We start from the raw sequence: 21,218 nt of genomic DNA on the forward strand, positions 1-21,218 counted from the left end.
CCCGAACCCGGCACTCGGTTCATGACGGGCCGATCAGCGGGCATCCTGGGCTTTGTACCAGGCACAGAACTCATCGAGCGCGGCCCACAGGCTGACCTGAGGGTCGTAATCGAGATACTGCCGAGCCCGGCTGATGTCCAGGGTGAAGTGCCTGTTCATGACCTGCATCCCCAAACGTGACAGCGTCGGTTCGGGGCGGCCCGGCCATAACGTACAGACCCCTTCGTTCAGGGCGGCGACACTATAAGCCAACCTGTAGGAACGGTAACGCCTGACCTGTGGGACTTGCATCTGGCGCATCACGTAATTGACCACATCCCACAGCGGCACCGGCGCGCCGTTGCTGATGTTGTAGGCCTTGCCCAAGGCCGAACCGGTGACGAGCAGGCTGCTGAGCAACGCCTCATTGAGGTTCTGCACGCTGGTGAAATCCACTTTGTTCAATCCGTTGCCCACAATGGCCAGCCGCCCCTTGCGCTGCATCTTCAGCAGGCGCGGGAAAATGCTCATGTCGCCGGCACCGGTGACGAAACGCGGGCGCAGGGCCAGTACTTCGAGGCCGAACTCCTGGGCACCGAACACCTTCTGCTCGGCCAGGTACTTGGTGGCGGCATACGGGTGCTTGAAGCGCTTGGGCACCTGCTCTTCCGTCAACCCAAGGTGGTCACGACCGTCGAAGTAGATGGACGGCGACGACAGGTGGACCAGGCGCCGGACCTTCTGCTTGAGGCAAGCCTCGACGATATTTTCCGTGACCTCGACATTGCCCTGGTGAAAATCCTGGTAACGCCCCCACAGCCCTACGGACCCGGCGCAATGCACCACGGCCTCGACATCCACGCACAGGTCACGCGCCAGCAGCGGATCGCTCAGGTCCCCCTGGACAAACTGCGCACCGCGACGCACCAGGTGCTCCACGCTCTCGGCCCGGCGACCGTTGACCCGTACATCCAGGCCTTGCTCCAGGGCGAAACGCGCAAAGCGCCCGCCGATGAAGCCGCTCGCGCCGGTAACCAGAATTTTCATGAATGCTCCTTGGAAGGGCGGTTACGAGCGTCAAGCTACAACAACCTGCCAATTTAACTGTGCGTCGCTTGCGACCTGTTGCTTGACGTCTAGGACGGTGCCCAAGGCACCAGCCACTGCCGGGAGGAACGGATCAACTGTTCGGTCAACGCACCGAGCAACTGCCCACCATTGCGCCAATGATGCCAGTACAGCGGCACATCGATCGGTTTATCTGCCAGCAGGTTCACCAGCGTGCCCTGGGCCAGCTGTTCACGCACCTGCAATTCCGGCACCAGGCCCCAGCCGAGACCGGCTTCGGCAAGGCGAATGAACCCTTCGGACGACGGGCACAAATGGTGTTCGAAACCGCCTTCGACGCCCAGGGACGCGAGGTAGCGGTGTTGCAGGAAGTCGTCCGGGCCGAACACCAGGGCTGGGGTGTGGGCCAGTTGATCGGCGCGCACACCGTCGGGGAAGTACCGGGCGATGAACGCCGGGCTGGCCAGCGCGCGGTAACGCATGGCACCCAGCAGCACGCTGCGTGCACCGGCCACCGGACGCTCGCTGGCGCAGACGCACGCCGCCACTTCGCCCGCACGCATGCGCTTGAGGCCAACGGTCTGGTCCTCCACCACCAGGTCGAGCAGCACATGCTGCCGGGCGCAGAAATCGCCCAGCGCCGCCGCCCACCAGGTCGCCAGACTGTCGGCGTTCAAGGCGATGCGCAAGCGCTCGGGCAGGCCTTCTTCATCCAGCGCCGGCACCAGGCTTTGCAGGTCTCGCTCCAACAGACGCACTTGCTGCACGTGGTTGAGCAGGCGCCGGCCGATCTCCGTCGGCGCCGGTGGTGTGGCACGCACCAGGACCGGTTGGCCGACGCGTGCCTCCAGCAACTTGATCCTTTGGGAGATGGCCGATTGCGACAAGCCCAGCACTTGGGCCGCCCGCTCGAAACCGGCCTGCTCGACCACGGCGGCCAGGGCGGAAAGCAATTTGTAGTCGAACATCAGTTTTCCTAATGAGTAATCAGCAGGATTGGTTTTTCTTATACAGCGCCCCACCGGACAATGGCCAGCATCATTTGAAGGAGCGAGCCATGCCTGGCGAAACATCATTGACCACCCTGATCCGCGGCCTGAGCCCGCAGCTCAATCACGGCGACTACGTGTTCTGCTGCCTGCCCGACGGCCAGGTGCCGGCCGGCATCGAGATCATCGGCAGCTTTCTCGAACGCGAGGGGCTGACCGTCATCCTGGAAAAATCCCAGGCACAGCAGGCCGGCCTGGGCTGGGACTACGTCGCCGCCTGGATCACCCTCAACGTGCACTCGGCGCTGCAAGCCGTAGGCCTGACCGCCGCCTTCGCCACAGCCCTGGGCAATGCCGGGATCAGTTGCAACGTGATTGCCGGCTACTACCACGACCATCTGTTCGTCGGCCGTGACGACGCCGAGCGGGCCATGGACGTACTGGGGCAACTGGCCGCCAGCGGGGAGTGACGAACATGTGGCAAAGCTATGTGAACGGATTGTTGATGGCCCTCGGGCTGATCATGGCCATCGGTGCCCAGAACGCATTCGTCCTGGCCCAGAGCCTGCGCCGCGAGCACCACTTGCCGGTGGCCGCCCTGTGCATTACCTGCGATGCGCTGCTGGTCGCGGCAGGCGTCTTCGGCCTGGCAACGCTGCTGGCCCAAAGCCCCTTGCTGCTGTCGATCGCCCGCTGGGGCGGCGCCGCCTTCCTGCTCTGGTATGGCAGCCTGGCGTTGCGCCGGGCCTGTTCGAAACAAAGCCTGCAACACGGTGAGAACCAGGCCGTGCGCTCCTTGCGGGCAGTGCTGCTCAGCGCCCTGGCGGTGACGCTGCTCAACCCCCACGTGTACCTCGACACCGTGCTGTTGATCGGCTCCCTCGGCGCCCAGCAGAGCATGCCCGGTGCCTACGTGATCGGCGCGGCGAGTGCGTCGCTGTTGTGGTTCCTCACCCTCGCCTTCGGTGCCGCACGGCTGGCCCCGTGGCTGGCTCGTCCCGCCACCTGGCGGATCCTCGACCTGCTGGTCGCGGCGATGATGTTCACCGTGGCCGGGCAATTGATCGTCAGTGGCTGATTATTCCAAACCGCTCTGGAACCTCTATCCCACACAGTTGTTGCGTGGTTATGCCGCACCCCCGGTGCTATGATCCGACTCCTGCGCCGCAAAGAGTACAAACTCCCCGGCGCAAGTCGGGCCGCCCGTGATCGGCCTTGCGCTCACCGCAACTGACCTGATTAGGAGAATCACCATGGCTTTCGAATTGCCGCCGCTGCCTTACCCACACGATGCACTGCAGCCGCACATCTCCAAAGAAACTCTGGAATACCACCACGACAAGCACCACAACACCTATGTCGTGAACCTGAACAACCTGGTACCTGGCACCGAGTTCGAAGGCAAGACCCTGGAAGAAATCGTCAAGACCTCCTCGGGCGGTATCTTCAACAACGCCGCTCAGGTCTGGAACCACACCTTCTACTGGAACTGCCTGGCGCCAAACGCCGGCGGCGAACCTACCGGCGCACTGGCCGAAGCCATCAACAAGGCCTTCGGTTCGTTCGACAAGTTCAAGGAAGAGTTCAGCAAGACGTCCATCGGCACCTTCGGCTCCGGCTGGGGCTGGCTGGTGAAAAAGGCTGACGGTTCCCTGGCCCTGGCCAGCACCATCGGCGCCGGCAACCCGCTGACCAGCGGCGACACCCCGCTGCTGACCTGCGACGTCTGGGAACACGCCTACTACATCGACTACCGCAACGTTCGTCCGAAATACGTCGAAGCGTTCTGGAACCTGGTCAACTGGAAATTCGTGGCCGAGCAGTTCGAAGGCAAGACCTTCACCGCCTAAGCCCGTAGCCAGACCAAAGAACCCGGCACCTTGCCGGGTTTTTTGTGCCCGGCGCCAATGGCGGGGTATCGATCGGTGCCGGGGACACCGTGCGCCTTGAGCACCAATAAAAATTCCCGCCAGGCCTCAAGTTGCGCTCCCTTGCAACCGACACAATGGGCATAGAGCAATCACTCTGAAAGAACCGTCCATCGGCCATGTTCATCGGCGAAAACCCTGGTGTTTGATTGTCCCTTTGACTGACATCACAGGATTGCCAATACTCATGGCAACTTGACGCTACCGCACGGAACAAGGAACCACTCTTTGAAGCTGGAACTCAAGAACAGCTTGTCTGTGAAGTTGCTCCGGGTCGTGCTCCTCTCGGCATTGATCGTTGGCGTGCTCTTGAGCTGCGCCCAGATCGTGTTCGATGCCTACAAAACCAACCAGGCCGTCGCCAACGACGCCCAGCGTATCCTCGACATGTTCCGCGATCCGTCGACCCAGGCCGTCTACAGCCTGGACCGGGAAATGGGCATGCAGGTGATCGAAGGCCTGTTCCAGGACAAAGCCGTACGCATGGCCTCCATAGGCCATCCCCGCGAAACCATGCTCGCCGAAAAAAGCCGTGCCCTGCAGGCGTCCGAAAGCCGCTGGTTGACCGACCTGATCCTGGGCAAGGAGCGCACCTTCACCACGCAACTGGTGGGGCGCGGGCCCTACAGCGAATACTACGGTGACCTGAGCATTACCCTCGACACCGCCACCTATGGCGAGAGCTTCATCGTCAGTTCGGTGATCATCTTCATTTCCGGCATGCTTCGGGCCCTGGCCATGGGCCTGGTGCTGTACCTGGTCTACCACTGGCTGCTGACCAAGCCGTTGTCGCGGATCATCGAGCACCTGACCGAAATCAACCCTGATCGCCCCAGCGCCCACAAGATCCCGCAACTGCGCGGTCACGAACATAACGAACTGGGGCTGTGGATCAATACCGCCAACCAGTTGCTCGAATCCATCGAGCGCAACACGCACCTGCGCCACGAAGCGGAAGACAGCCTGTTGCGCATGGCCCAGTACGACTTTCTCACCGGTCTGCCCAATCGCCAGCAATTGCAACAGCAACTGGACAAGATCCTGGTGGATGCCGGCCGTCTGCAACGTCGGGTGGCGGTGCTGTGTGTCGGGCTGGATGATTTCAAGGGCATCAACGAGCAGTTCAGCTATCAGACCGGCGACCAGTTGCTGCTCGCCCTCGCCGACCGACTGCGCGCCCACAGCGGTCGCCTCGGTGCCCTGGCGCGACTGGGGGGCGACCAGTTCGCCCTGGTCCAGGCCGACATCGAACAGCCCTACGAGGCTGCCGAATTGGCCCAGAGCATCCTCGACGACCTGGAGGCGCCGTTCGCCCTCGATGACCACGGGATCCGACTGCGGGCGACCATCGGCATCACCCTCTTCCCCGAAGACGGCGACAGCACCGAGAAGCTGCTGCAAAAAGCCGAGCAGACCATGACCCTGGCCAAGAGCCGCTCGCGCAATCGCTATCAGTTCTACATCGCCAGCGTCGACAGCGAGATGCGCCGGCGCCGCGAACTGGAGAAAGACCTGCGCGAGGCCCTGATCCGCGAGCAGTTCACCCTCGTGTACCAACCGCAAATCAGCTACCGCGACCTGCGGGTGGTGGGCACCGAGGCCCTGATTCGCTGGCATCATCCCGAGCACGGCCTGGTGCCGCCGGACCTGTTCATCCCGCTGGCCGAACAGAACGGCACCATCATCGCCATCGGCGAATGGGTGCTGGACCAGGCATGCCGGCAACTGCGCGAATGGCATGACCAGGGCTTCACCCAACTGCGCATGGCGGTCAACCTGTCGACGGTGCAGTTGCACCACGCGGAGCTGCCGCGGGTGGTCAACAACCTCCTGCAGATGTACCGGCTGCCGCCTCGCAGCCTGGAGCTGGAAGTCACCGAGACCGGCCTGATGGAAGACATCACCACCGCGGCCCAACACCTGCTGAGCCTGCGCCGCTCCGGCGCACTGATCGCCATCGACGACTTCGGCACCGGCTATTCGTCCCTGAGCTATCTCAAGAGCCTGCCGCTGGACAAGATCAAGATCGACAAGAGCTTCGTCCAGGACCTGCTCGAAGACGAAGACGACGCAACCATCGTCCGGGCGATCATCCAGCTCGGCAAAAGCCTGGGCATGCAGGTGATCGCCGAAGGCGTCGAGACGGTCGAGCAGGAAGCCTACATCATCGCCGAGGGCTGCCACGAAGGTCAGGGCTACTACTACAGCAAGCCGCTGCCGGCACGGGAACTGGGCGCTTACCTGAAGCAGGCGGAGCGCAGCAAGGCCTCCATCCTCTGATTCCTTGATCCATCACAGCCTTCGACATTTCCTACAACGGTTCCGAACCGTTCTGTCGGAGTGGTCGGAGGCTGCGATCGGCATTGATTAAATAAGAAATATTTACAGCCGCAACCCTTTACACATAATGCAAATCTTTCGCATTATGTCGCAGTTTTTGCGCACCCTCGCGCCTGTCCCATCCATTTCCGAAGCAGGATGTTCGCCATGATTCGTATGCCTCTGGCTACCGCCAGTCTGCTGGCCATCGCTATTTCCCTCGCCGGTTGCGGCGAAGGCAAAGACAAGGCCGCCGCGCCGCAAGCGCCAACGCCTGCCGCCAGCACTGCGGCACCGGTCGCCCCTGCTGCCGCCGGCAAAGTCGATGAAGCCGCCGCCAAGGCCGTTGTCGCGCACTACGCCGACATCGTCTACGCCGTCTACAGCGATGCCGAATCCACGGCCAAGACCCTGCAAACCGCCGTCGACGCGTTCCTGGCCAAGCCGAACGCCGAGACCCTGGGCGCCGCCCGCACTGCCTGGATCGCGGCACGCGTGCCGTACCTGCAGAGCGAAGTGTTTCGCTTCGGCAATACCATCATCGACGACTGGGAAGGCCAGGTGAACGCCTGGCCCCTGGACGAAGGCCTGATCGACTACGTCGACAAATCCTACGAGCACGCCCTGGGCAACCCGGGCGCCACCGCCAACATCATCGCCAACACGCAAGTCCAGGTGGGTGAAGACAAGGTCGACGTCAAGGACATCACCCCGGAAAAACTCGCCAGCCTGAACGAGCTGGGCGGTTCCGAGGCCAACGTCGCCACCGGCTACCACGCCATCGAATTCCTGCTCTGGGGCCAGGACCTCAACGGCACCGGCCCGGGTGCGGGCAACCGTCCGGCGTCCGACTACCTGCAAGGCGCCGGCGCCACCGGTGGCCACAATGACCGCCGTCGTGCCTACCTCAAGTCCGTGACCCAACTGCTGGTCAGCGACCTGGAAGAAATGGTCGGCAACTGGAAGCCGAACGTGGCTGACAACTACCGCGCCACCCTGGAAGCGGAACCGGCCGAAAGCGGCCTGCGCAAGATGCTGTTCGGCATGGGCAGCCTGTCCCTCGGCGAGCTGGCGGGCGAGCGCATGAAGGTGTCCCTGGAAGCCAACTCGCCAGAAGACGAGCAGGACTGCTTCAGCGACAACACCCACAACTCGCACTTCTACGACGCCAAGGGCGTGCGTAACGTGTACCTGGGTGAATACACCCGCGTCGACGGCACCAAGATGACTGGCGCCAGCCTGTCGTCCCTGGTCGCCAAGGCCGACCCGGCGGCGGACACCGCGCTGAAGGCCGACCTGGCCGACACCGAGGCCAAGATCCAGGTCATGGTCGATCACGCCAACAAGGGCGAGCACTACGATCAACTGATCGCCGCCGGCAACACCGCCGGTAACCAGATCGTGCGCGACGCCATCGCCGCACTGGTCAAGCAGACCGGTTCGATCGAACAAGCGGCCGGCAAACTGGGCATCAGCGACCTGAACCCGGACAACGCCGATCACGAGTTCTGATCGACGCCGGCAAACTGAAAAGGCGACCTCCCGGGTCGCCTTTTTTGTACCTGGAGAAATCGGAGCGGTTTGTGAGGGCTTGCTTGCGACTGCGGTATGCCAGTCAACATCTCGGTCGGCTGGTCCACCGCTTTCGCGAGCAAGCCCGCTCCCACAGGGTTCCAAGGTGGACCTGGCATTGGTGATCACCGCAACGCCAACTGTGGGAGCGGGCTTGCTCGCGAAGGCGGTGGCACATTCGACATCGATGGTGACTGGTACTGTGCTTTCGCGAGCAAGCTCTCCCACAGGGTTCCAAGGCGGGGCTGGCATTGGTGATCACCGCTCCCACAATGACCGAGTTAAACCCGACTTTTTACCGGGCCGGCTATGGCTTGGCTAATTTCGCAAGTCGCCCTTCGATAAACCGCCGCTCCGGTAATTGTTGCGTCAGTTCAAGGGCGCGCTCGTACGCGGCCCTGGCCTCGTCGTCCCGCCCCAGTTGGCGGCAGAATTCGGCCCGCGCCGAGTGGGCAAGGTGGTAGTCCTGCAGTTCGCCACGGCCCAGGATCGCGTCGATCAAGCGCAAGCCTGCCAGCGGGCCATCGCGCTGGGCCAGGGCGGCGGCGCGGTTGAGTTCGATCACGGGGGACGGCATGGCGCGCAACAGCACGTCATAGAGCCCGACGATCTGCGGCCAGTCGGTTTCCAGGGCCGTCGGCGCTTCGGCGTGTACTGCCGCTATCGCCGCTTGCAGGCAATACGGCCCGAACCGTCGGGTGCCCAGCGCCGCTTCCACCAAGGCACAGCCTTCGGCAATCAGCTCGGCATCCCACACCGTGCGGTCCTGCTCGTCCAATAAGATCAACTCCCCGGTGGACGACGTGCGCGCCAGGCGCCGGGATTCGTGCAGCAGCATTAACGCCAACAGGCCCATGACCTCGGCCTCGGGCAACAATTGCAGGAGCAATCGCCCGAGCCGAATGGCCTCGCGGGTCAGGTCTTCGCGGGTCAATTCGGCGCCCATCGAGGCCGAATAACCCTCGTTGAACACCAGGTAAATCACCCGCAGCACGCTGTCCAACCGCTCGGGCAACTCCGCGCGGGACGGCACCTGATAGGGGATCTTCGCGTCGCGGATCTTCGCCTTGGCCCGCACGATGCGCTGGGCAATGGCCGCCGGGGCGGCAAGAAATGCACGAGCGATTTGCTCGGTGCTCAGGTCGCAGACTTCTCGCAGCGTCAACGGCACCTGTGCATCGGCGGCCAGGGCCGGATGGCAGCAGGTGAAAATCAGCCGCAAGCGATCGTCTTCCACGTCTTCATCACTCCAGTCGGCCTGCTCCAGCGCCTCCAGTTGAGCGATCAACAGAGGCCGGGACGCGGCAAAGCGCGCACGCCTGCGCAAGCTGTCGATGGCCTTGAACCGCCCGGCCGACACCAGCCAGGCCCGCGGATTGTCCGGTATGCCGTCGCGCTGCCAGCGTTCGACGGCGATGAAAAAGGCGTCGTGCAAGGCCTCTTCCGCCAGGTCGAAGTCTCCCAGCAAGCGAATCAGCGTGGCGAGGATGCGCCGCGAGTCTTGCCGGTACACCTGCTCGACTCGTGCCCGAACCGCCTCGGCCGACATCAGTCGGGCATGCCTTGGGTGACCAGCGTTTCCAGGCGGTCCAGGCTCTGGCCCCAGCCGTCATGGAAACCCATCGCCTCGTGCGCCTGGCGATCCTCCTCGCTCCAGTGCAATGCCCGGGCGGTGTAGCGGGTTTTGTCACCGACCTCTTCGAGCACCACTTCGGCGGTCATGAAAGCCTTGCCCGACGGTATCCAGCCCGGCACGAATGCATCGGTGAACACCAGCCGTCGAGGTGCAAGGATTTCCAGGAACACGCCCATGGTCGGGTACTCACTGCCGTCCGGCGCGCGCATCAAGGTGCGAAACTGGCCACCGACCCACAGGTCCATTTCGCACTCCGGCGTCGTCATGCCGTGGGGCCCCCACCACTGCACCAGCAAGGCCGGCTCGGTCCAGGCACGGAAGATCTTCTGGCACGGCGCGTCGATCATTCGGCTGATGGACAACGCATGAGTGGCTGGCTTGAGGTTCATGGGTCAAATCCTGTCTTGTGATTGTTGTTCAGGGGTTCAGTTGACGTACCGGTCGCACTTCGACGCAGCCGACCCGGGCCGCCGGGATATGGCCGGCGACCTGGATGGCTTCGTTCAAGTCCTTCGCGTCGATCAGGTAGAAGCCCGCCAGTTGCTCCTTGGTCTCGGCGAACGGGCCGTCGGTGATCGACAGCTTGCCGCCGCGCATGCGCACCGTGGTGGCCGTCTGCACCGACGCCAGGGCCTCGGCGGCAAGCATCCGTCCGCTGCCCTGGATCGACTCGGCGTAGGCCATGCACTCGGCATCCTCAGGGCTGTCGGGGGCGTTGTGCAGCGTGTGTTCGTTGCTGTAGACCAGGCATAAGTACTTCATGACAAACTCCGTGATCGAACGGATCAACTATGGACGGCAGAAAGACCGTTGGCGAAAAAACCGACGATCAGGGCTGCAAATCGAAGATCGCCGTGCCGGCCATCGGGTCGAATGGTGCCGACCAGTGCTCGTGGACGATCTTCCATTGGCCGGCCACGCGCCGGTAGCAGGCCGTCACGCGCATCCAGCAGGCCTGTTCCTCCCCCTTGTCGTTGGTGCCGCCGCAATAGGCCAGCCAGTGGGCGAAGGCAATGGCGTCGGCGGACGTGATACGGACTTGATGGAAGTCGAACTTGTGCGGCCCGGGGCACATTTCCATGCACGCCTGCCAGTGCGCCCGGTAGGCGGCCTTGCCCTTGAATTGCAGGGCCTGGATGGCATCGAACGAGACGATGTCCTCGTCATAGAGGGCCATGACTTTTTCGACATCCTTGCTCATGACCGCCTCGCGATAGGTGTCGATCAAGGCCTGGATCTGGGTTTCGGTGGTTTCGGTGGCTTGGGTATTCATGGTGATTCTCCGCATTTTTTGTGGAAGACACCCCTTGTCGTCTGGAGAAACGGCGAATCGACAACCCTGGCAAAAATAATTCGAGGCAAAAAAACGCTAGAATCCCGACCCTACACTGCCGGCAAACCAAGGACGTTTTTGTGACCGCCCGACTCGTACCCTACCAAGCCCTGACCCCGCGGCAACGCGAACAGGTCGAAGCCATCGAAATCCACCCCGCACAGGTGCAGTACGCCGGTGATATCCACGGTGCGCTGCACACCTTGCTGTCCAAGCCCGGCCCCGGGGTCAAGGGCTTTGCCCTGGTGGCCAACGACGTGCCCGTGGCCTTCCTGCTGCTCAAGCGCCCGCCGGTACTGCCCGCCTGGGCCAATGAACACAGCGCCACCCTGCACGCCCTGCAGGTCGATCATCGGGTCCAGAGCCAGGGCTACGGCAAAGCCTGCCTGGAGGCGCTGCCCGCCGTGGCACGGGCGGCCTGGCCGGAAATCAGGGGGCTGGAGCTTTCGGTCGATGCCGATAACGCAGCGGCCATCGGCCTGTACACCCGACTGGGCTGGGTCGACAGCGGCGAGGCATACAGGGGCCGTATCGGTTATGAGCGGCGGATGGGGTTGAGGTTCTAGCCGCCGGTCACGGCTGGAGCGGTATCCAGATCTCCAGGCTGCCCTCGCCGGTCTTTGGGTTGAAATCTTCGCTGTAGCGTTCGAATTCCGGGGCATCCGCCGCGGTATGGCCTGACTGGGGCAACCAGACATCCCAGATGTAGCGAAACGTCTCCGGCAGTTGTTTCAGCGGCCCCTTGTGTTCGAACACCGCGTAGCGGGCAGGCTGGATCTCGATCCAGCGGAATTGTTCGGGCAAGTCGTCGAGCCGGCTGATTTCCACGCCGGCGATGTATTCGAACCCGCCCTCCCCGTCCGGGTTGCAACCCACGCCGTAGGTGACTTCATCCTTCGCCCCTGGCACCTTGCCGAGCCAAGGCAGGAATTTCTCCCAGACCAGCGGGATGTCCTGCATCGTGCACGCGGTAAAACGTGCGCCAAAACCGGCAATCAGTAGAAAGCGACCTTGTTCGAGGCGTGGCTCGGCGGCGTAATCGCGTGCGTGCTTTTCCATGCGTCAACACTCCGGAAAAACGTGAAGTCGGGCTTGGCAGTATAGAAAGCCAACACGTGATTGCCAGCACCGTTTCGCTCGTCAGAACCCCGGCAAGGCCGGCATGGCGGTTTTTGCAACGAACTCGTCGTAGCCAGAAACAATTACGTATACGGCGAAATAGCAGAAGATCGCCGCGGATGCCCAGTAGGAGTAGCGCAACAGCTTATCCCCCAGCAATTTGCCGCCCTGGGTCGCCGCCAGGCACAGGCCCGCGCTCCATAGCAACCCGGCGCAGAGAAAACCACTGAGAAACAGCGCCGAACTGAGGACGGTCCCGCCGCCCGCACGGGCAATGAGCGTGCCCCCCACCGCCGCGAACCACAAAATGGCGCTGGGTGACGACATGGCCAGGAAAATCCCGCGCAGGAACGCCTGCCGGGAGGACTGCCCACGCACTTCGCCGGCCTCGGCCAGGACGGCACTGTGATATATCGCCGCGTGGATCATCTTCGCCGCGAAATACAGCAATAACGCCGAACCGCCGATCCACAGCACCCAGCGCACCGTTTCGTATTGCAACAGCACGGTCATGCCCGCCAGGGCCAGCACCGCATAGGTCAGGTCCCCCACGCACGTACCCAGGCCCAGGGCAAACCCCTGGGAGTAACCGCGCTGCATGGCCAGGGTGATCATCGCGATGTTGGCGACACCGATGTCCAGGCACAGGGAGAGGCTCAGCAAAAAACCGCTGGAAAATTCCATCATCGTTCCGTTCGAGTAGGTATGGCGAATTGCGACTATCCGCACGCGTGCGGCGGGCGGGTCGACAGTGTCGTCGAAAATAGTTGTGGGGCGCCACTGGACAAGCGGCCACGGCGGCCATTATCTTGCGCCGCAGGCCACCGCAGTGGCCAACGTCGCTCGGACGGTTCCGGGCGCTCACGTATCTCGAGGCAACAATGGCCGAACAAGGTTCGCCGCGCCGCTTTGCGCGCATCGATCGACTCCCCCCTTACGTTTTCAATATCACTGCCGAGCTGAAGATGGCTGCGCGTCGGCGCGGCGAAGACATCATCGACTTGAGCATGGGTAACCCCGACGGCGCCACGCCTCCCCACATCGTGGAGAAACTGGTGACCGTCGCCCAGCGGGAAGACACCCACGGCTACTCCACCTCCAAGGGCATCCCGCGCCTGCGCCGCGCCATTTCGCGCTGGTACAAGGACCGCTATGAGGTGGACATCGACCCGGAAAGCGAAGCCATCGTCACCATCGGTTCCAAGGAGGGCCTGGCCCACCTGATGCTGGCGACCCTGGACCAGGGCGACACCGTGCTGGTGCCCAACCCCAGCTACCCGATCCACATCTACGGCGCGGTGATCGCCGGCGCCCAGGTGCGCTCGGTGCCACTGGTGCCGGGCGTGGACTTCTTCGACGAACTGGAACGGGCCATTCGCGGCTCGATCCCGAAGCCGAAGATGATGATCCTGGGCTTCCCGTCCAACCCCACGGCGCAATGCGTCGAGCTGGATTTCTTCGAGCGGGTCATCGCCCTCGCCAAGCAGTACGACGTGCTGGTGATCCACGACCTGGCCTACGCCGACATCGTCTACGACGGCTGGAAAGCCCCGTCGATCATGCAGGTGCCGGGCGCGAAGGACATCGCGGTGGAGTTCTTCACCCTGTCCAAGAGCTACAACATGGCCGGCTGGCGCATCGGCTTCATGGTCGGCAACCCGGAACTGGTCAGCGCCCTGGCGCGGATCAAGAGCTACCACGACTACGGCACCTTCACGCCCTTGCAGGTGGCCGCCATCGCCGCGCTGGAAGGCGACCAGCAATGCGTGCGCGACATCGCCGAGCAGTACCGCCAACGCCGCAACGTGCTGGTCAAGGGCCTGCATGAACTGGGTTGGATGGTGGAAAACCCCAAGGCCTCGATGTACGTCTGGGCCAAGATTCCAGAGGCGTATGCGCACCTGGGCTCGCTGGAGTTCGCCAAGAAGCTGCTGGCCGAAGCCAAGGTCTGCGTCTCGCCAGGGGTGGGGTTCGGTGAATACGGGGATGATCACGTGCGCTTCGCGCTGATCGAGAACCAGGACCGGATCCGTCAGGCAGTGCGGGGCATTCGGGCGATGTTCCGGGCCGATGGGTGGGTGCAAAAAACCAACGCCTGACACAGAACTTGTGGGCAATATCATTCAAAACTGTGGGAGCGAGCTTGCTCGCGATGGCGATAGGTCAGTTGCATTCAGACTGACTGACACTCCGCCATCGCGAGCAAGCTCGCTCCCACAGTTGTTATGTGTCGGCCCTTAGACCACCAACGACAACAACAGGATAAAGCCCAGGCCCACCACGGACAGGATGGTTTCCATCGCGGTCCAGGTCTTGAACGTCTCGGCCACGGTCATGTTGAAGTACTGCTTGACCAGCCAGAAGCCTGCATCGTTGACGTGGGACAGGATCAACGAACCGGCGCCGGTTGCCAGCACCAGCAACTCGCGGTTCACACCCGGGATCATCCCCACCACGGGGACCACGATGCCAGCACCGGTGATGGTCGCGACGGTGGCCGAACCGGTGGCGATACGAATCACTGCCGCCACCAGCCAGGCCAGCAGGATCGGCGAGATCTGCGCATTCACCGCCATATGGCCGATGACATCACCCACGCCACTGGTCACCAGCATCTGCTTGAAGCCACCACCGGCACCGATGATCAGGATGATCGCGGCGGTGGGCGCCAGGCTGGCGTCGAGCAACTTCAGGATCTGGTTCGAACCGATGCCCTGGCGATGCCCGAAGGTGTACAGCGACAGCAGCAGCGCCAGCAGCAACGCCGAGATCGGGTGGCCGATCAGGTCCATGAACGTGCGAAAGACGTTACCGTCCGGCAGCACCACATCGGCAAAGGTCTTGAGCAGCATCAGGAACACCGGCAGCAGCACGGTAACCAGGGTGATGCTGAAGCTCGGCAGTTCCTTGGCATCGGGTTCGCGGGCCAGTTGGTCAACCAGTTCCTGGTTGGCGTGACCTGGAATGTGCTTGGCGATGAACGTACCGAAAATCGGACCGGCAATGATGGCGGTCGGCAAGGCAACGATCAGCCCATAGAGGATGGTCTTGCCGATGTCGGCGCCGAACACGCCGATGGCCAGCAGCGGCCCCGGATGCGGCGGTACCAGGCCGTGCACGGCGGACAGGCCGGCGAGCAGCGGGATGCCGATCTTGATAATCGACACGCCGGTGCGCCGGGCCACGATGAACACCAGCGGGATCAACAGCACGAAGCCGATTTCGAAGAACAGCGGGATGCCCACCAGGAACGCGGCGAACATCATGGCCCACTGCACCTTGTCCTTGCCGAACGCGCGGATCAGGGTCTGGGCGATCTGGTCGGCCCCGCCCGACTCGGCCATCATCTTGCCGAGCATCGTGCCCAGCGCCAGGATGATCCCGACAAAGCCCAGCACACCCCCGAAGCCGTCCTGGAACGCCTTGATGATGGTGCCGATCGGCATGCCCGAGGTCAGGCCGAGAAACGCGGCGGCGATGGTCAGGGCAATGAACGGGTGGAGTTTGAACTGGGTGATGAGGAGGATAAGTCCGATCACCGTGACCACTGCATCGAGCAGTAGGAACGTCTCGTGGGACATGCCAAACATGAGGGGTGTCTCCTGATTTGTTGTTGTTATTGAAGCAGTTAGTTGTAAGCCGTCGGGACAGCGCTATCTTTCTGACGCAAAACAGTGGGGCTCAGCTCGCCAGCTTCAAGCCGTGTTCCAACCACCAGGCGTAGGCTTGCTGGGCCAGTTCGTCGACGCTGTGGCTGGACGCGTCCAGAGCCAGGGTCAGGGGCTCGCCGACAGGGGACTGGAGGGTGGCGAACTGGCTGTCGATCAGGGTCGACGGCATGAAATGGCCCGGACGATGGGACACGCGGTCGGCGGCCACTTCGGGGGTCAGTTCGAGGAATACGAAGCCCAGGCCCGGCAAGGCGCTGCGCAGACGTTCGCGATAACTGCGCTTGAGGGCCGAACAGGTCAGCACCGGACGTTCGCCGGTGGCATCGACGCGGCGCAACTCGTCGCACAGGCTGTCGAGCCAGCCGGCACGGTCGTCGTCGTTCAGGGGAATACCGGCGCTCATCTTCTGGATGTTGGCCGCAGGGTGGAAGGTGTCGCCTTCGATGGCGGTGGCGCCGCTCAACTGGCACAGGGCCTGGCTGACACAGGTTTTGCCGCAACCGGCAACGCCCATGATGACCAGGGCGGTGATGGGATTGTTCATGTAACACCTCAGCGCGCAGACAGCGCTACCTTTGCCAGTTATGACACCGCAGCAAAAGCAGAAGTTGCCGACGCCTTCTTGTCATTTTTGTGGTTGCAGCATGTTCGTTCACGACACCCACGCGCGAGGTTCAGGCAAACCCCGCTCACGCATTTGCAGCCGCGTCGAGACAGCGCTACCTTAGTGCCTTGATTTTTGTTTGGCAAGCCGCCCTGATGACCGCCCCTAAAAACGATAAGAATCCTCGCACCACCGGCCGCCCTACCCTCAACGAAGTGGCACACCTGGCCGGTGTCAGCCCCATCACCGCTTCCCGCGCCCTGCGCGGCGTCAGCACCGTGGCCACGGAACTGGTGGAAAAAGTCCGCCAGGCCGCGCTTGAACTCAACTACGTGGTCAACCCGGCCGCCCGCGCGCTGGCATCGGCCCAGAGCCATTCGGTGGTGGTGCTGGTCCCGTCGCTGTCCAACCTGCTGTTCATCGACACCCTGGAGGCGATCCATCGTGTGCTGCGGCCCAAGGGCTTCGAAGTGGTGATCGGCAACTACCACTATTCCCGGGACGAAGAAGAAGACCTGTTGCGCAACTACATGGCCTATCAGCCACGAGGCTTGCTGCTGACCGGTTTCGACCGCACCGAGAGCGCCCGGCGCATGATCGAGGCCAGCAACATTCCCTGTGTGTACATGATGGAACTGGACCCCGGCGCGGGCCTCAATTGCGTGGGCTTTTCCCAACTCAAGGCTGGCGAGACGGCCGCCGCGCACCTGATTTCCAAGGGCCGCAAGCGCCTGGCCTACATCGGCGCCCAGCTGGACCAGCGCACCCTGGCGCGTGGCGAAGGCTTCCGCCGCGCGTTGCAGAAGGCCGGGCTGTACGACCCGGACTTGGAACTGCTGACGCCGCGCCCGTCCTCGGTGGGGCTGGGCGGCGAGCTGTTCCTGCAGTTGCTCGACAGCCACCCGGATGTCGACGCGATCTTCTTCGGCAACGACGACCTGGCCCATGGCGCCTTGTTCGAAGCCCTGCGCTGCGGCATCAGGATCCCCGAGCAGATCTCGGTCCTGGGCTTCAACGACCTGCCCGCCTCCGCCCACATGGTGCCGCGCCTGAGCAGCATCAGCACCCCACGGGAAGCCATCGGCCAGCGCGCCGCTGAGCAGATGCTGACGCTGATGGCGGGCAACCGCATCGCGCAACCGGTGGTGGACATGGGGTTCGAACTCAAAGTACGCGAAAGCACCTGAAGGCCCAGGCGGTCGATCGATGCCGTCCAGCGGCAAGGGTTGGCCGCCCCTCCTATCGTCCGATAGCGCCGGCGCCTGTAAAACCTGGGGGTCGCAGGCCAGGCATGGGAATTGCTCCGGCCCATGGCCCAGCCATTACCTACAGGTGTCCATCATGTTGGTCAGTGCCAAACAGCAAGCGATCAATCTGCCCCTCAAACGCCCCGGCGAGGACCTCACCGCCGAGGCGGCCAGCGGCCTGCAAAGCGCCGCATTGCAGGCGCTGCGCGATAACGTCCAGGCCCAGGCCAGCCAGGCCAGCACCCAGGTCCAGGATTCGTTCACTCGCCGCGCCACCCAGCAGGTCAACGCAGCCACCGCCATCAGCGACAAGGTGGACGAGGCGTTCGCCAAGACCCGCGTGCAATTGCAGAGCGTGCCCGCCTCGTCGTCCAAAGACACGGCCGCGGCCGGCAGTTCCGCAATGGAAGCCTTCAAGGACTACATGAGCAAGACGCCGGAGCAACGCCTGCGCGACAGCATTCTTGCGGAGCTGGGCATCACCGAAGAAGAGTTCCAGGCAATGCCGCCCGAGAAGCAGGCAGCCGTCAGCCAGGAGATCGCGCAACGCATGCAGGACAAATCAGCGATAGCCAAGGTTGAAAAGGCCCAGGAAAACCGTGCCGATGGCAAAACCCCATTGGCTGATGTGTTCCTCGCCTCTCTCTAAGCTTGATGGTGCGCCGGGGCGGCCAGCTATACTGGCGGCCCCTGATTCCCTCCCCGCCCCCGCCATGCCTGAAATCCACTACACGCGGCTCGACGAACCGCTATGGCCGCTGATGAACAAGTTCTACCGCGCCCATCAATCCTCGATGAAGGCGGTGCGTGACGCACAGCTGTGGGTAGCGCGCCAGGACGACATCGTCGCCGCCCTGTGCCTGCGGCAGGTAGCAGGTGGGCATTGGTTGACCGGATTGTTTGTCGACCCGGCCTACCGCGCCCAAGGCATCGCGGCGCGGTTGATGGCCGAGGCGGTGAAGGCCGTGCAAGCGCCGGTGTGGTTGTTCTGCCACCCGGACTTGCGCGATTTCTATGAACGCAGCGGCTTCACCTTCGACCCCGCCCTGCCTTATGCCATGGCTGAACGCCTGAGCCGGTATGCCCGCGCCAAGCCGATGATTGCGATGGGGTTGGTGCCTAAAGCCCAATTCTGAAGTTCTGCACAGATCTCTTGTGGGAGCGGGCTTGCTCGCGAAAGCGGTGGGTCAGTAGGCAGAGATGTAACTGACCCGACGCCTTCGCGAGCAAGCCCGCTCCCACAGGGTTATGTGTGATTGTTTGATTAATCATCCACCGCAGGATCCAGGTCCGGAAACATCACCTCGGTAAACCCGAACTTGCTGAAGTCGGTGATGCGCGACGGGTACAGACGGCCAATCAGGTGATCGCACTCATGCTGCACCACCCGCGCATGGAAGCCCGACGCCACGCGGACGATCGGTTCGCCCTTGGGGTCGAAGCCTTCGTAGCGGATCTGCCGGTAACGCTGTACCGCGCCGCGCAGGCCCGGTACCGACAGGCAACCTTCGAAGCCCTCTTCCATCTCTGGCGTCAGCGGGGTGATCAGCGGGTTGATCAGGATCGTCTGCGGCACGGCCTCGGCGTCGGGATATCGTTCGCTGTGCTCGAAGCCGAAGATCACCAACTGCAGGTCCACGCCGATCTGCGGCGCCGCCAGGCCAACGCCGCCGACACTTTCCATGGTCTGGAACATGTCGTCGATCAACTGCCACAGCTGCGGCGAGTCGAACATCTCCGGTGGCACGGGCGGGGCAATGCGCAGCAGGCGCTCATCCCCCATCTTCAGGATTTCGCGAATCATGGTCGGGCTTCATCGGGGTGAGGGTGAGGGATGGAATGGTCGCGGCCCAGGCCCGACACATGCTGTTTCTCGTGCTCGCCAGGGTGTTTTTCACCCGGGTCCTTGCCCTCGGTGGACATGTGCTCGATGACGGCATTCATTTCCGCCCCAAGCAACAGCACCGCCGAAGAAATGTAGAAGTACAGCAACAGCACGATGATCGCGCCGATGCTGCCGTACATGGCGTTGTAGTTGGCGAAGGTCTTGACGTAGAACGCAAAGCCCAGCGAAGCGATGATCCACACCACCACCGCCAGCACCGACCCCGGCGTGATGAAGCGAAACTCCTGCTTGACGTCAGGCATCACGTAATAGATCAACGCCACCGCCACCATCAGCAAAATCACGATCACCGGCCAGCGCACGATCGTCCAGAGCGTGACGATGAATTCCTCCAGCCCGACCTGGGCCGCGATCCACTCCATCACCTGCGGCCCGAGGACCATCAGCGCCGCCGCGATAAGCAACATGCCGGCGATGCCCACGGTGTAGAAGATCGACAGCGGGAAACGCTTCCAGGCCGGACGGCCTTCCACCACGTCGTAGGCAGCGTTCATGGCGCTCATCATCAGCCGCACACCCGCCGAGGCGGTCCACAAGGCAATGACAATACCCACCGACAACAACCCGCCCTTGGATTGCTGGAGCTGGTCGATCACCGGGTTGACCTGCTCCAGGGCCTGGGGCGGCAGCACCAGTTCCGACTGCAGGCGCAGCCAGGAAAAGAAGTCCGGCAGGTGCAGGAAACCGATCAGCGCGATCAGGAAGAGGATGAAGGGAAACAGCGAAAACAGCATCTGGTAGGCCAATGCCGACGCATAGGTGGACATCTCGTCGTCGAGAAACTCGGTCACGGTGCGCATCATCACACGATGCAAGGGCAAGCCTTTCATGGCCGGGAACATCATGTGCGTCTCCTTTCGCCGCAAAAAAGGAAGGTCGCTTGGCGACTCATGGGTTGTTATGCCAGACAAAGTAACCTGTTTGGCGACTTTTGGAACAATTTCCCCGGCGCAAGTTCGAGCCGACACGAAAACGGCCACCCGCGGATGGCCGTTCCAATCGTTTTTCCAGCAGGCCGGTTACGCCTTATCGACGCCTTTCTTGAGCGCGTCCTTGGCCTTGCCCACGTTTTGCTGGACCTCGCCTTCCTTCTCCTGGACCACGCCCTCGGCGCGCAGACGGTCATTGTCGGTGGCCTTGCCGACGCCTTGCTTGATATTGCCGACGGCTTCGTTGGCAACGCCCTTCACTTTATCGCTCGTGCTACCCATGATGTGTCTCCTGTGAACAACGCTACGAAAAGTCATTACATAGGGTTGACCGGGGCCGTTTGCGGGGAGTTTCATTTTTTTCAACGGCACATTTGATCGGCAAATGCAGGTTGCGCTTTATGTTTGCCGAGCAACCCCCGAGAATGCCCCACGTATTCAGGCTGCGGCTTGAAGCTCCAACCCCGTAGGAACGTTATGAAACTCGATAAAAAGCAGGCCATTGCCCGCAGGAACCAGGAACTGGGCGGCGCCGTACTGGGCGTCAACAACTGCCACTTCAGCGAATTGAACCGCAACCGCAACATTTTCTGGTTCAACCTCCCGGTGACGCGCCTGGCCATCGGGCAATACGAATGGATCCACCTGCTGCTGCACACCCCGGCCACCGACCAGTTGCTGCACCTGAAAGTGCCGACGGTGTTCCTGCGCGAAAAAATGGAAGGCCTGGAAGTGCGCAACCAGGGCAAGCGCAAGGCAGCCCTGAGCCTGGAGCTGAGCGCGGACAAGGATTCGTACCTGCAAGACATGCGGCCGGGGGGCACCAATCTGGATTTTGCGCAGTTCAGGGTGTAGCCCGGACAGCACACTGTGTGGCGAGGGAGCTTGCTCCCGCTTGGGTGCGCAGCGCCCACCAAG

The 21,218-nt window shown here is 62.6% G+C and carries 24 protein-coding genes; 11 read left to right on the forward strand and 13 right to left on the reverse strand.

Annotated elements, in window-relative coordinates:
* Positions 1 to 33: 33 nt before the first annotated feature.
* Positions 34 to 1,026 (reverse strand): NAD(P)-dependent oxidoreductase, encoded by a 993-nt coding sequence (locus AD664_RS14275; RefSeq protein WP_053147410.1) that lies wholly within the window; start codon positions 1,024 to 1,026, stop codon positions 34 to 36.
* 89 nt (positions 1,027 to 1,115) lie between these two features.
* Positions 1,116 to 2,015: a LysR family transcriptional regulator ArgP gene (locus AD664_RS14280; protein ID WP_042729848.1), complete on the reverse strand. Its 900-nt coding sequence runs from the start codon at positions 2,013 to 2,015 to the stop codon at positions 1,116 to 1,118.
* Between the two features lie 89 nt (positions 2,016 to 2,104).
* Here AD664_RS14280 and AD664_RS14285 point away from each other — a divergent pair, with 89 nt between their 5' ends.
* The 5 genes from AD664_RS14285 to AD664_RS14305 all read left to right on the forward strand — a co-directional run bounded on the left by AD664_RS14285 (position 2,105) and on the right by AD664_RS14305 (position 7,795).
* Positions 2,105 to 2,506 carry an ACT domain-containing protein gene (locus tag AD664_RS14285; protein ID WP_053147412.1) on the forward strand — a complete coding sequence of 134 codons (402 nt, stop codon included), beginning with the start codon at positions 2,105 to 2,107 and terminating at the stop codon, positions 2,504 to 2,506.
* A gap of 5 nt (positions 2,507 to 2,511) precedes the next feature.
* Positions 2,512 to 3,114 carry a LysE/ArgO family amino acid transporter gene (locus AD664_RS14290; RefSeq protein WP_042729850.1) on the forward strand — a complete coding sequence of 201 codons (603 nt, stop codon included), beginning with the start codon at positions 2,512 to 2,514 and terminating at the stop codon, positions 3,112 to 3,114.
* Positions 3,115 to 3,289: 175 nt separating this feature from the next.
* Positions 3,290 to 3,886: a superoxide dismutase gene (locus tag AD664_RS14295; RefSeq protein ID WP_042729851.1), complete on the forward strand. Its 597-nt coding sequence runs from the start codon at positions 3,290 to 3,292 to the stop codon at positions 3,884 to 3,886.
* Positions 3,887 to 4,192: 306 nt separating this feature from the next.
* Positions 4,193 to 6,244 (forward strand): bifunctional diguanylate cyclase/phosphodiesterase, encoded by a 2,052-nt coding sequence (locus AD664_RS14300; protein WP_047736886.1) that lies wholly within the window; start codon positions 4,193 to 4,195, stop codon positions 6,242 to 6,244.
* Between the two features lie 207 nt (positions 6,245 to 6,451).
* The gene (locus AD664_RS14305; RefSeq protein ID WP_053147413.1) at positions 6,452 to 7,795 is read left to right on the forward strand and encodes an imelysin family protein; all 1,344 of its coding nucleotides are present in this window, start codon (positions 6,452 to 6,454) and stop codon (positions 7,793 to 7,795) included.
* 367 nt (positions 7,796 to 8,162) lie between these two features.
* On the opposite strand, the gene AD664_RS14310 is transcribed toward AD664_RS14305, so the two are convergent.
* The 4 genes from AD664_RS14310 to AD664_RS14325 all read right to left on the reverse strand — a co-directional run bounded on the left by AD664_RS14310 (position 8,163) and on the right by AD664_RS14325 (position 10,764).
* Entirely contained in the window at positions 8,163 to 9,404 is a 1,242-nt protein-coding gene (locus AD664_RS14310) for an RNA polymerase sigma factor (RefSeq protein WP_053147415.1), read from the reverse strand.
* A complete protein-coding gene (locus tag AD664_RS14315; protein ID WP_053147417.1) occupies positions 9,404 to 9,880 on the reverse strand; it encodes an SRPBCC family protein in 477 nt (158 codons plus the stop codon). Before AD664_RS14315 ends, AD664_RS14310 begins: the two co-directional genes overlap by 1 nt.
* Before the next feature lie 28 nt (positions 9,881 to 9,908).
* Positions 9,909 to 10,253 carry a YciI family protein gene (locus AD664_RS14320; protein WP_042729855.1) on the reverse strand — a complete coding sequence of 115 codons (345 nt, stop codon included), beginning with the start codon at positions 10,251 to 10,253 and terminating at the stop codon, positions 9,909 to 9,911.
* A gap of 67 nt (positions 10,254 to 10,320) precedes the next feature.
* On the reverse strand, positions 10,321 to 10,764 hold the full coding sequence (locus AD664_RS14325; protein WP_053147419.1) for an SgcJ/EcaC family oxidoreductase: 444 nt from the start codon (positions 10,762 to 10,764) through the stop codon (positions 10,321 to 10,323).
* A gap of 140 nt (positions 10,765 to 10,904) precedes the next feature.
* Between AD664_RS14325 and AD664_RS14330 the strand changes: the two genes are divergently transcribed.
* Positions 10,905 to 11,390, forward strand: a complete 486-nt coding sequence (locus AD664_RS14330; protein WP_053147420.1) for an N-acetyltransferase — start codon at positions 10,905 to 10,907, stop codon at positions 11,388 to 11,390.
* A gap of 7 nt (positions 11,391 to 11,397) precedes the next feature.
* Here the strand turns inward: AD664_RS14330 and AD664_RS14335 are convergent, their stop codons facing one another.
* Together AD664_RS14335 and AD664_RS14340 are read right to left on the reverse strand one after the other, a co-directional pair.
* Positions 11,398 to 11,883, reverse strand: coding sequence for a GyrI-like domain-containing protein (locus AD664_RS14335; RefSeq protein ID WP_053147422.1), 486 nt, complete (start codon positions 11,881 to 11,883; stop codon positions 11,398 to 11,400).
* Positions 11,884 to 11,964: 81 nt separating this feature from the next.
* The gene (locus AD664_RS14340) at positions 11,965 to 12,627 is read right to left on the reverse strand and encodes a LysE family translocator (protein WP_053147424.1); all 663 of its coding nucleotides are present in this window, start codon (positions 12,625 to 12,627) and stop codon (positions 11,965 to 11,967) included.
* A gap of 197 nt (positions 12,628 to 12,824) precedes the next feature.
* Here AD664_RS14340 and alaC point away from each other — a divergent pair, with 197 nt between their 5' ends.
* Complete coding sequence (alaC, locus tag AD664_RS14345; protein ID WP_053147426.1) at positions 12,825 to 14,042, forward strand: alanine transaminase; 1,218 nt, start codon at positions 12,825 to 12,827, stop codon at positions 14,040 to 14,042.
* A 138-nt stretch (positions 14,043 to 14,180) separates the two neighbouring features.
* Here the strand turns inward: alaC and AD664_RS14350 are convergent, their stop codons facing one another.
* Together AD664_RS14350 and AD664_RS14355 are read right to left on the reverse strand one after the other, a co-directional pair.
* Entirely contained in the window at positions 14,181 to 15,533 is a 1,353-nt protein-coding gene (locus AD664_RS14350; RefSeq protein WP_042729861.1) for a GntP family permease, read from the reverse strand.
* A gap of 91 nt (positions 15,534 to 15,624) precedes the next feature.
* Entirely contained in the window at positions 15,625 to 16,158 is a 534-nt protein-coding gene (locus AD664_RS14355) for a gluconokinase (protein ID WP_042729862.1), read from the reverse strand.
* 215 nt (positions 16,159 to 16,373) lie between these two features.
* Between AD664_RS14355 and AD664_RS14360 the strand changes: the two genes are divergently transcribed.
* The 3 genes from AD664_RS14360 (at position 16,374) to AD664_RS14370 (ending at position 18,601) form a co-directional block, all read left to right on the forward strand.
* Positions 16,374 to 17,405, forward strand: a complete 1,032-nt coding sequence (locus AD664_RS14360; RefSeq protein WP_042729863.1) for a LacI family DNA-binding transcriptional regulator — start codon at positions 16,374 to 16,376, stop codon at positions 17,403 to 17,405.
* Between the two features lie 154 nt (positions 17,406 to 17,559).
* On the forward strand, positions 17,560 to 18,114 hold the full coding sequence (locus AD664_RS27665) for a hypothetical protein (protein WP_053147428.1): 555 nt from the start codon (positions 17,560 to 17,562) through the stop codon (positions 18,112 to 18,114).
* 64 nt (positions 18,115 to 18,178) lie between these two features.
* A complete protein-coding gene (locus tag AD664_RS14370) occupies positions 18,179 to 18,601 on the forward strand; it encodes a GNAT family N-acetyltransferase (protein WP_053147430.1) in 423 nt (140 codons plus the stop codon).
* 128 nt (positions 18,602 to 18,729) lie between these two features.
* Here AD664_RS14370 and def read toward each other — a convergent pair whose 3' ends face one another.
* From def to AD664_RS14385, 3 genes are all read right to left on the reverse strand, one after another.
* Entirely contained in the window at positions 18,730 to 19,269 is a 540-nt protein-coding gene (gene def, locus AD664_RS14375) for a peptide deformylase (protein ID WP_053147432.1), read from the reverse strand.
* Positions 19,266 to 20,216 (reverse strand): YihY/virulence factor BrkB family protein, encoded by a 951-nt coding sequence (locus AD664_RS14380; RefSeq protein WP_042729867.1) that lies wholly within the window; start codon positions 20,214 to 20,216, stop codon positions 19,266 to 19,268. Before AD664_RS14380 ends, def begins: the two co-directional genes overlap by 4 nt.
* A gap of 174 nt (positions 20,217 to 20,390) precedes the next feature.
* Complete coding sequence (locus tag AD664_RS14385; protein ID WP_053147434.1) at positions 20,391 to 20,582, reverse strand: CsbD family protein; 192 nt, start codon at positions 20,580 to 20,582, stop codon at positions 20,391 to 20,393.
* A 195-nt stretch (positions 20,583 to 20,777) separates the two neighbouring features.
* Between AD664_RS14385 and AD664_RS14390 the strand changes: the two genes are divergently transcribed.
* The gene (locus AD664_RS14390; protein WP_047736898.1) at positions 20,778 to 21,155 is read left to right on the forward strand and encodes a hypothetical protein; all 378 of its coding nucleotides are present in this window, start codon (positions 20,778 to 20,780) and stop codon (positions 21,153 to 21,155) included.
* The last annotated feature ends 63 nt before the right edge of the window (positions 21,156 to 21,218 follow it).

This window comes from Pseudomonas sp. P97.38 (assembly GCF_001269745.1).
GTDB classification, from domain to species: domain Bacteria; phylum Pseudomonadota; class Gammaproteobacteria; order Pseudomonadales; family Pseudomonadaceae; genus Aquipseudomonas; species Aquipseudomonas chlororaphis_E.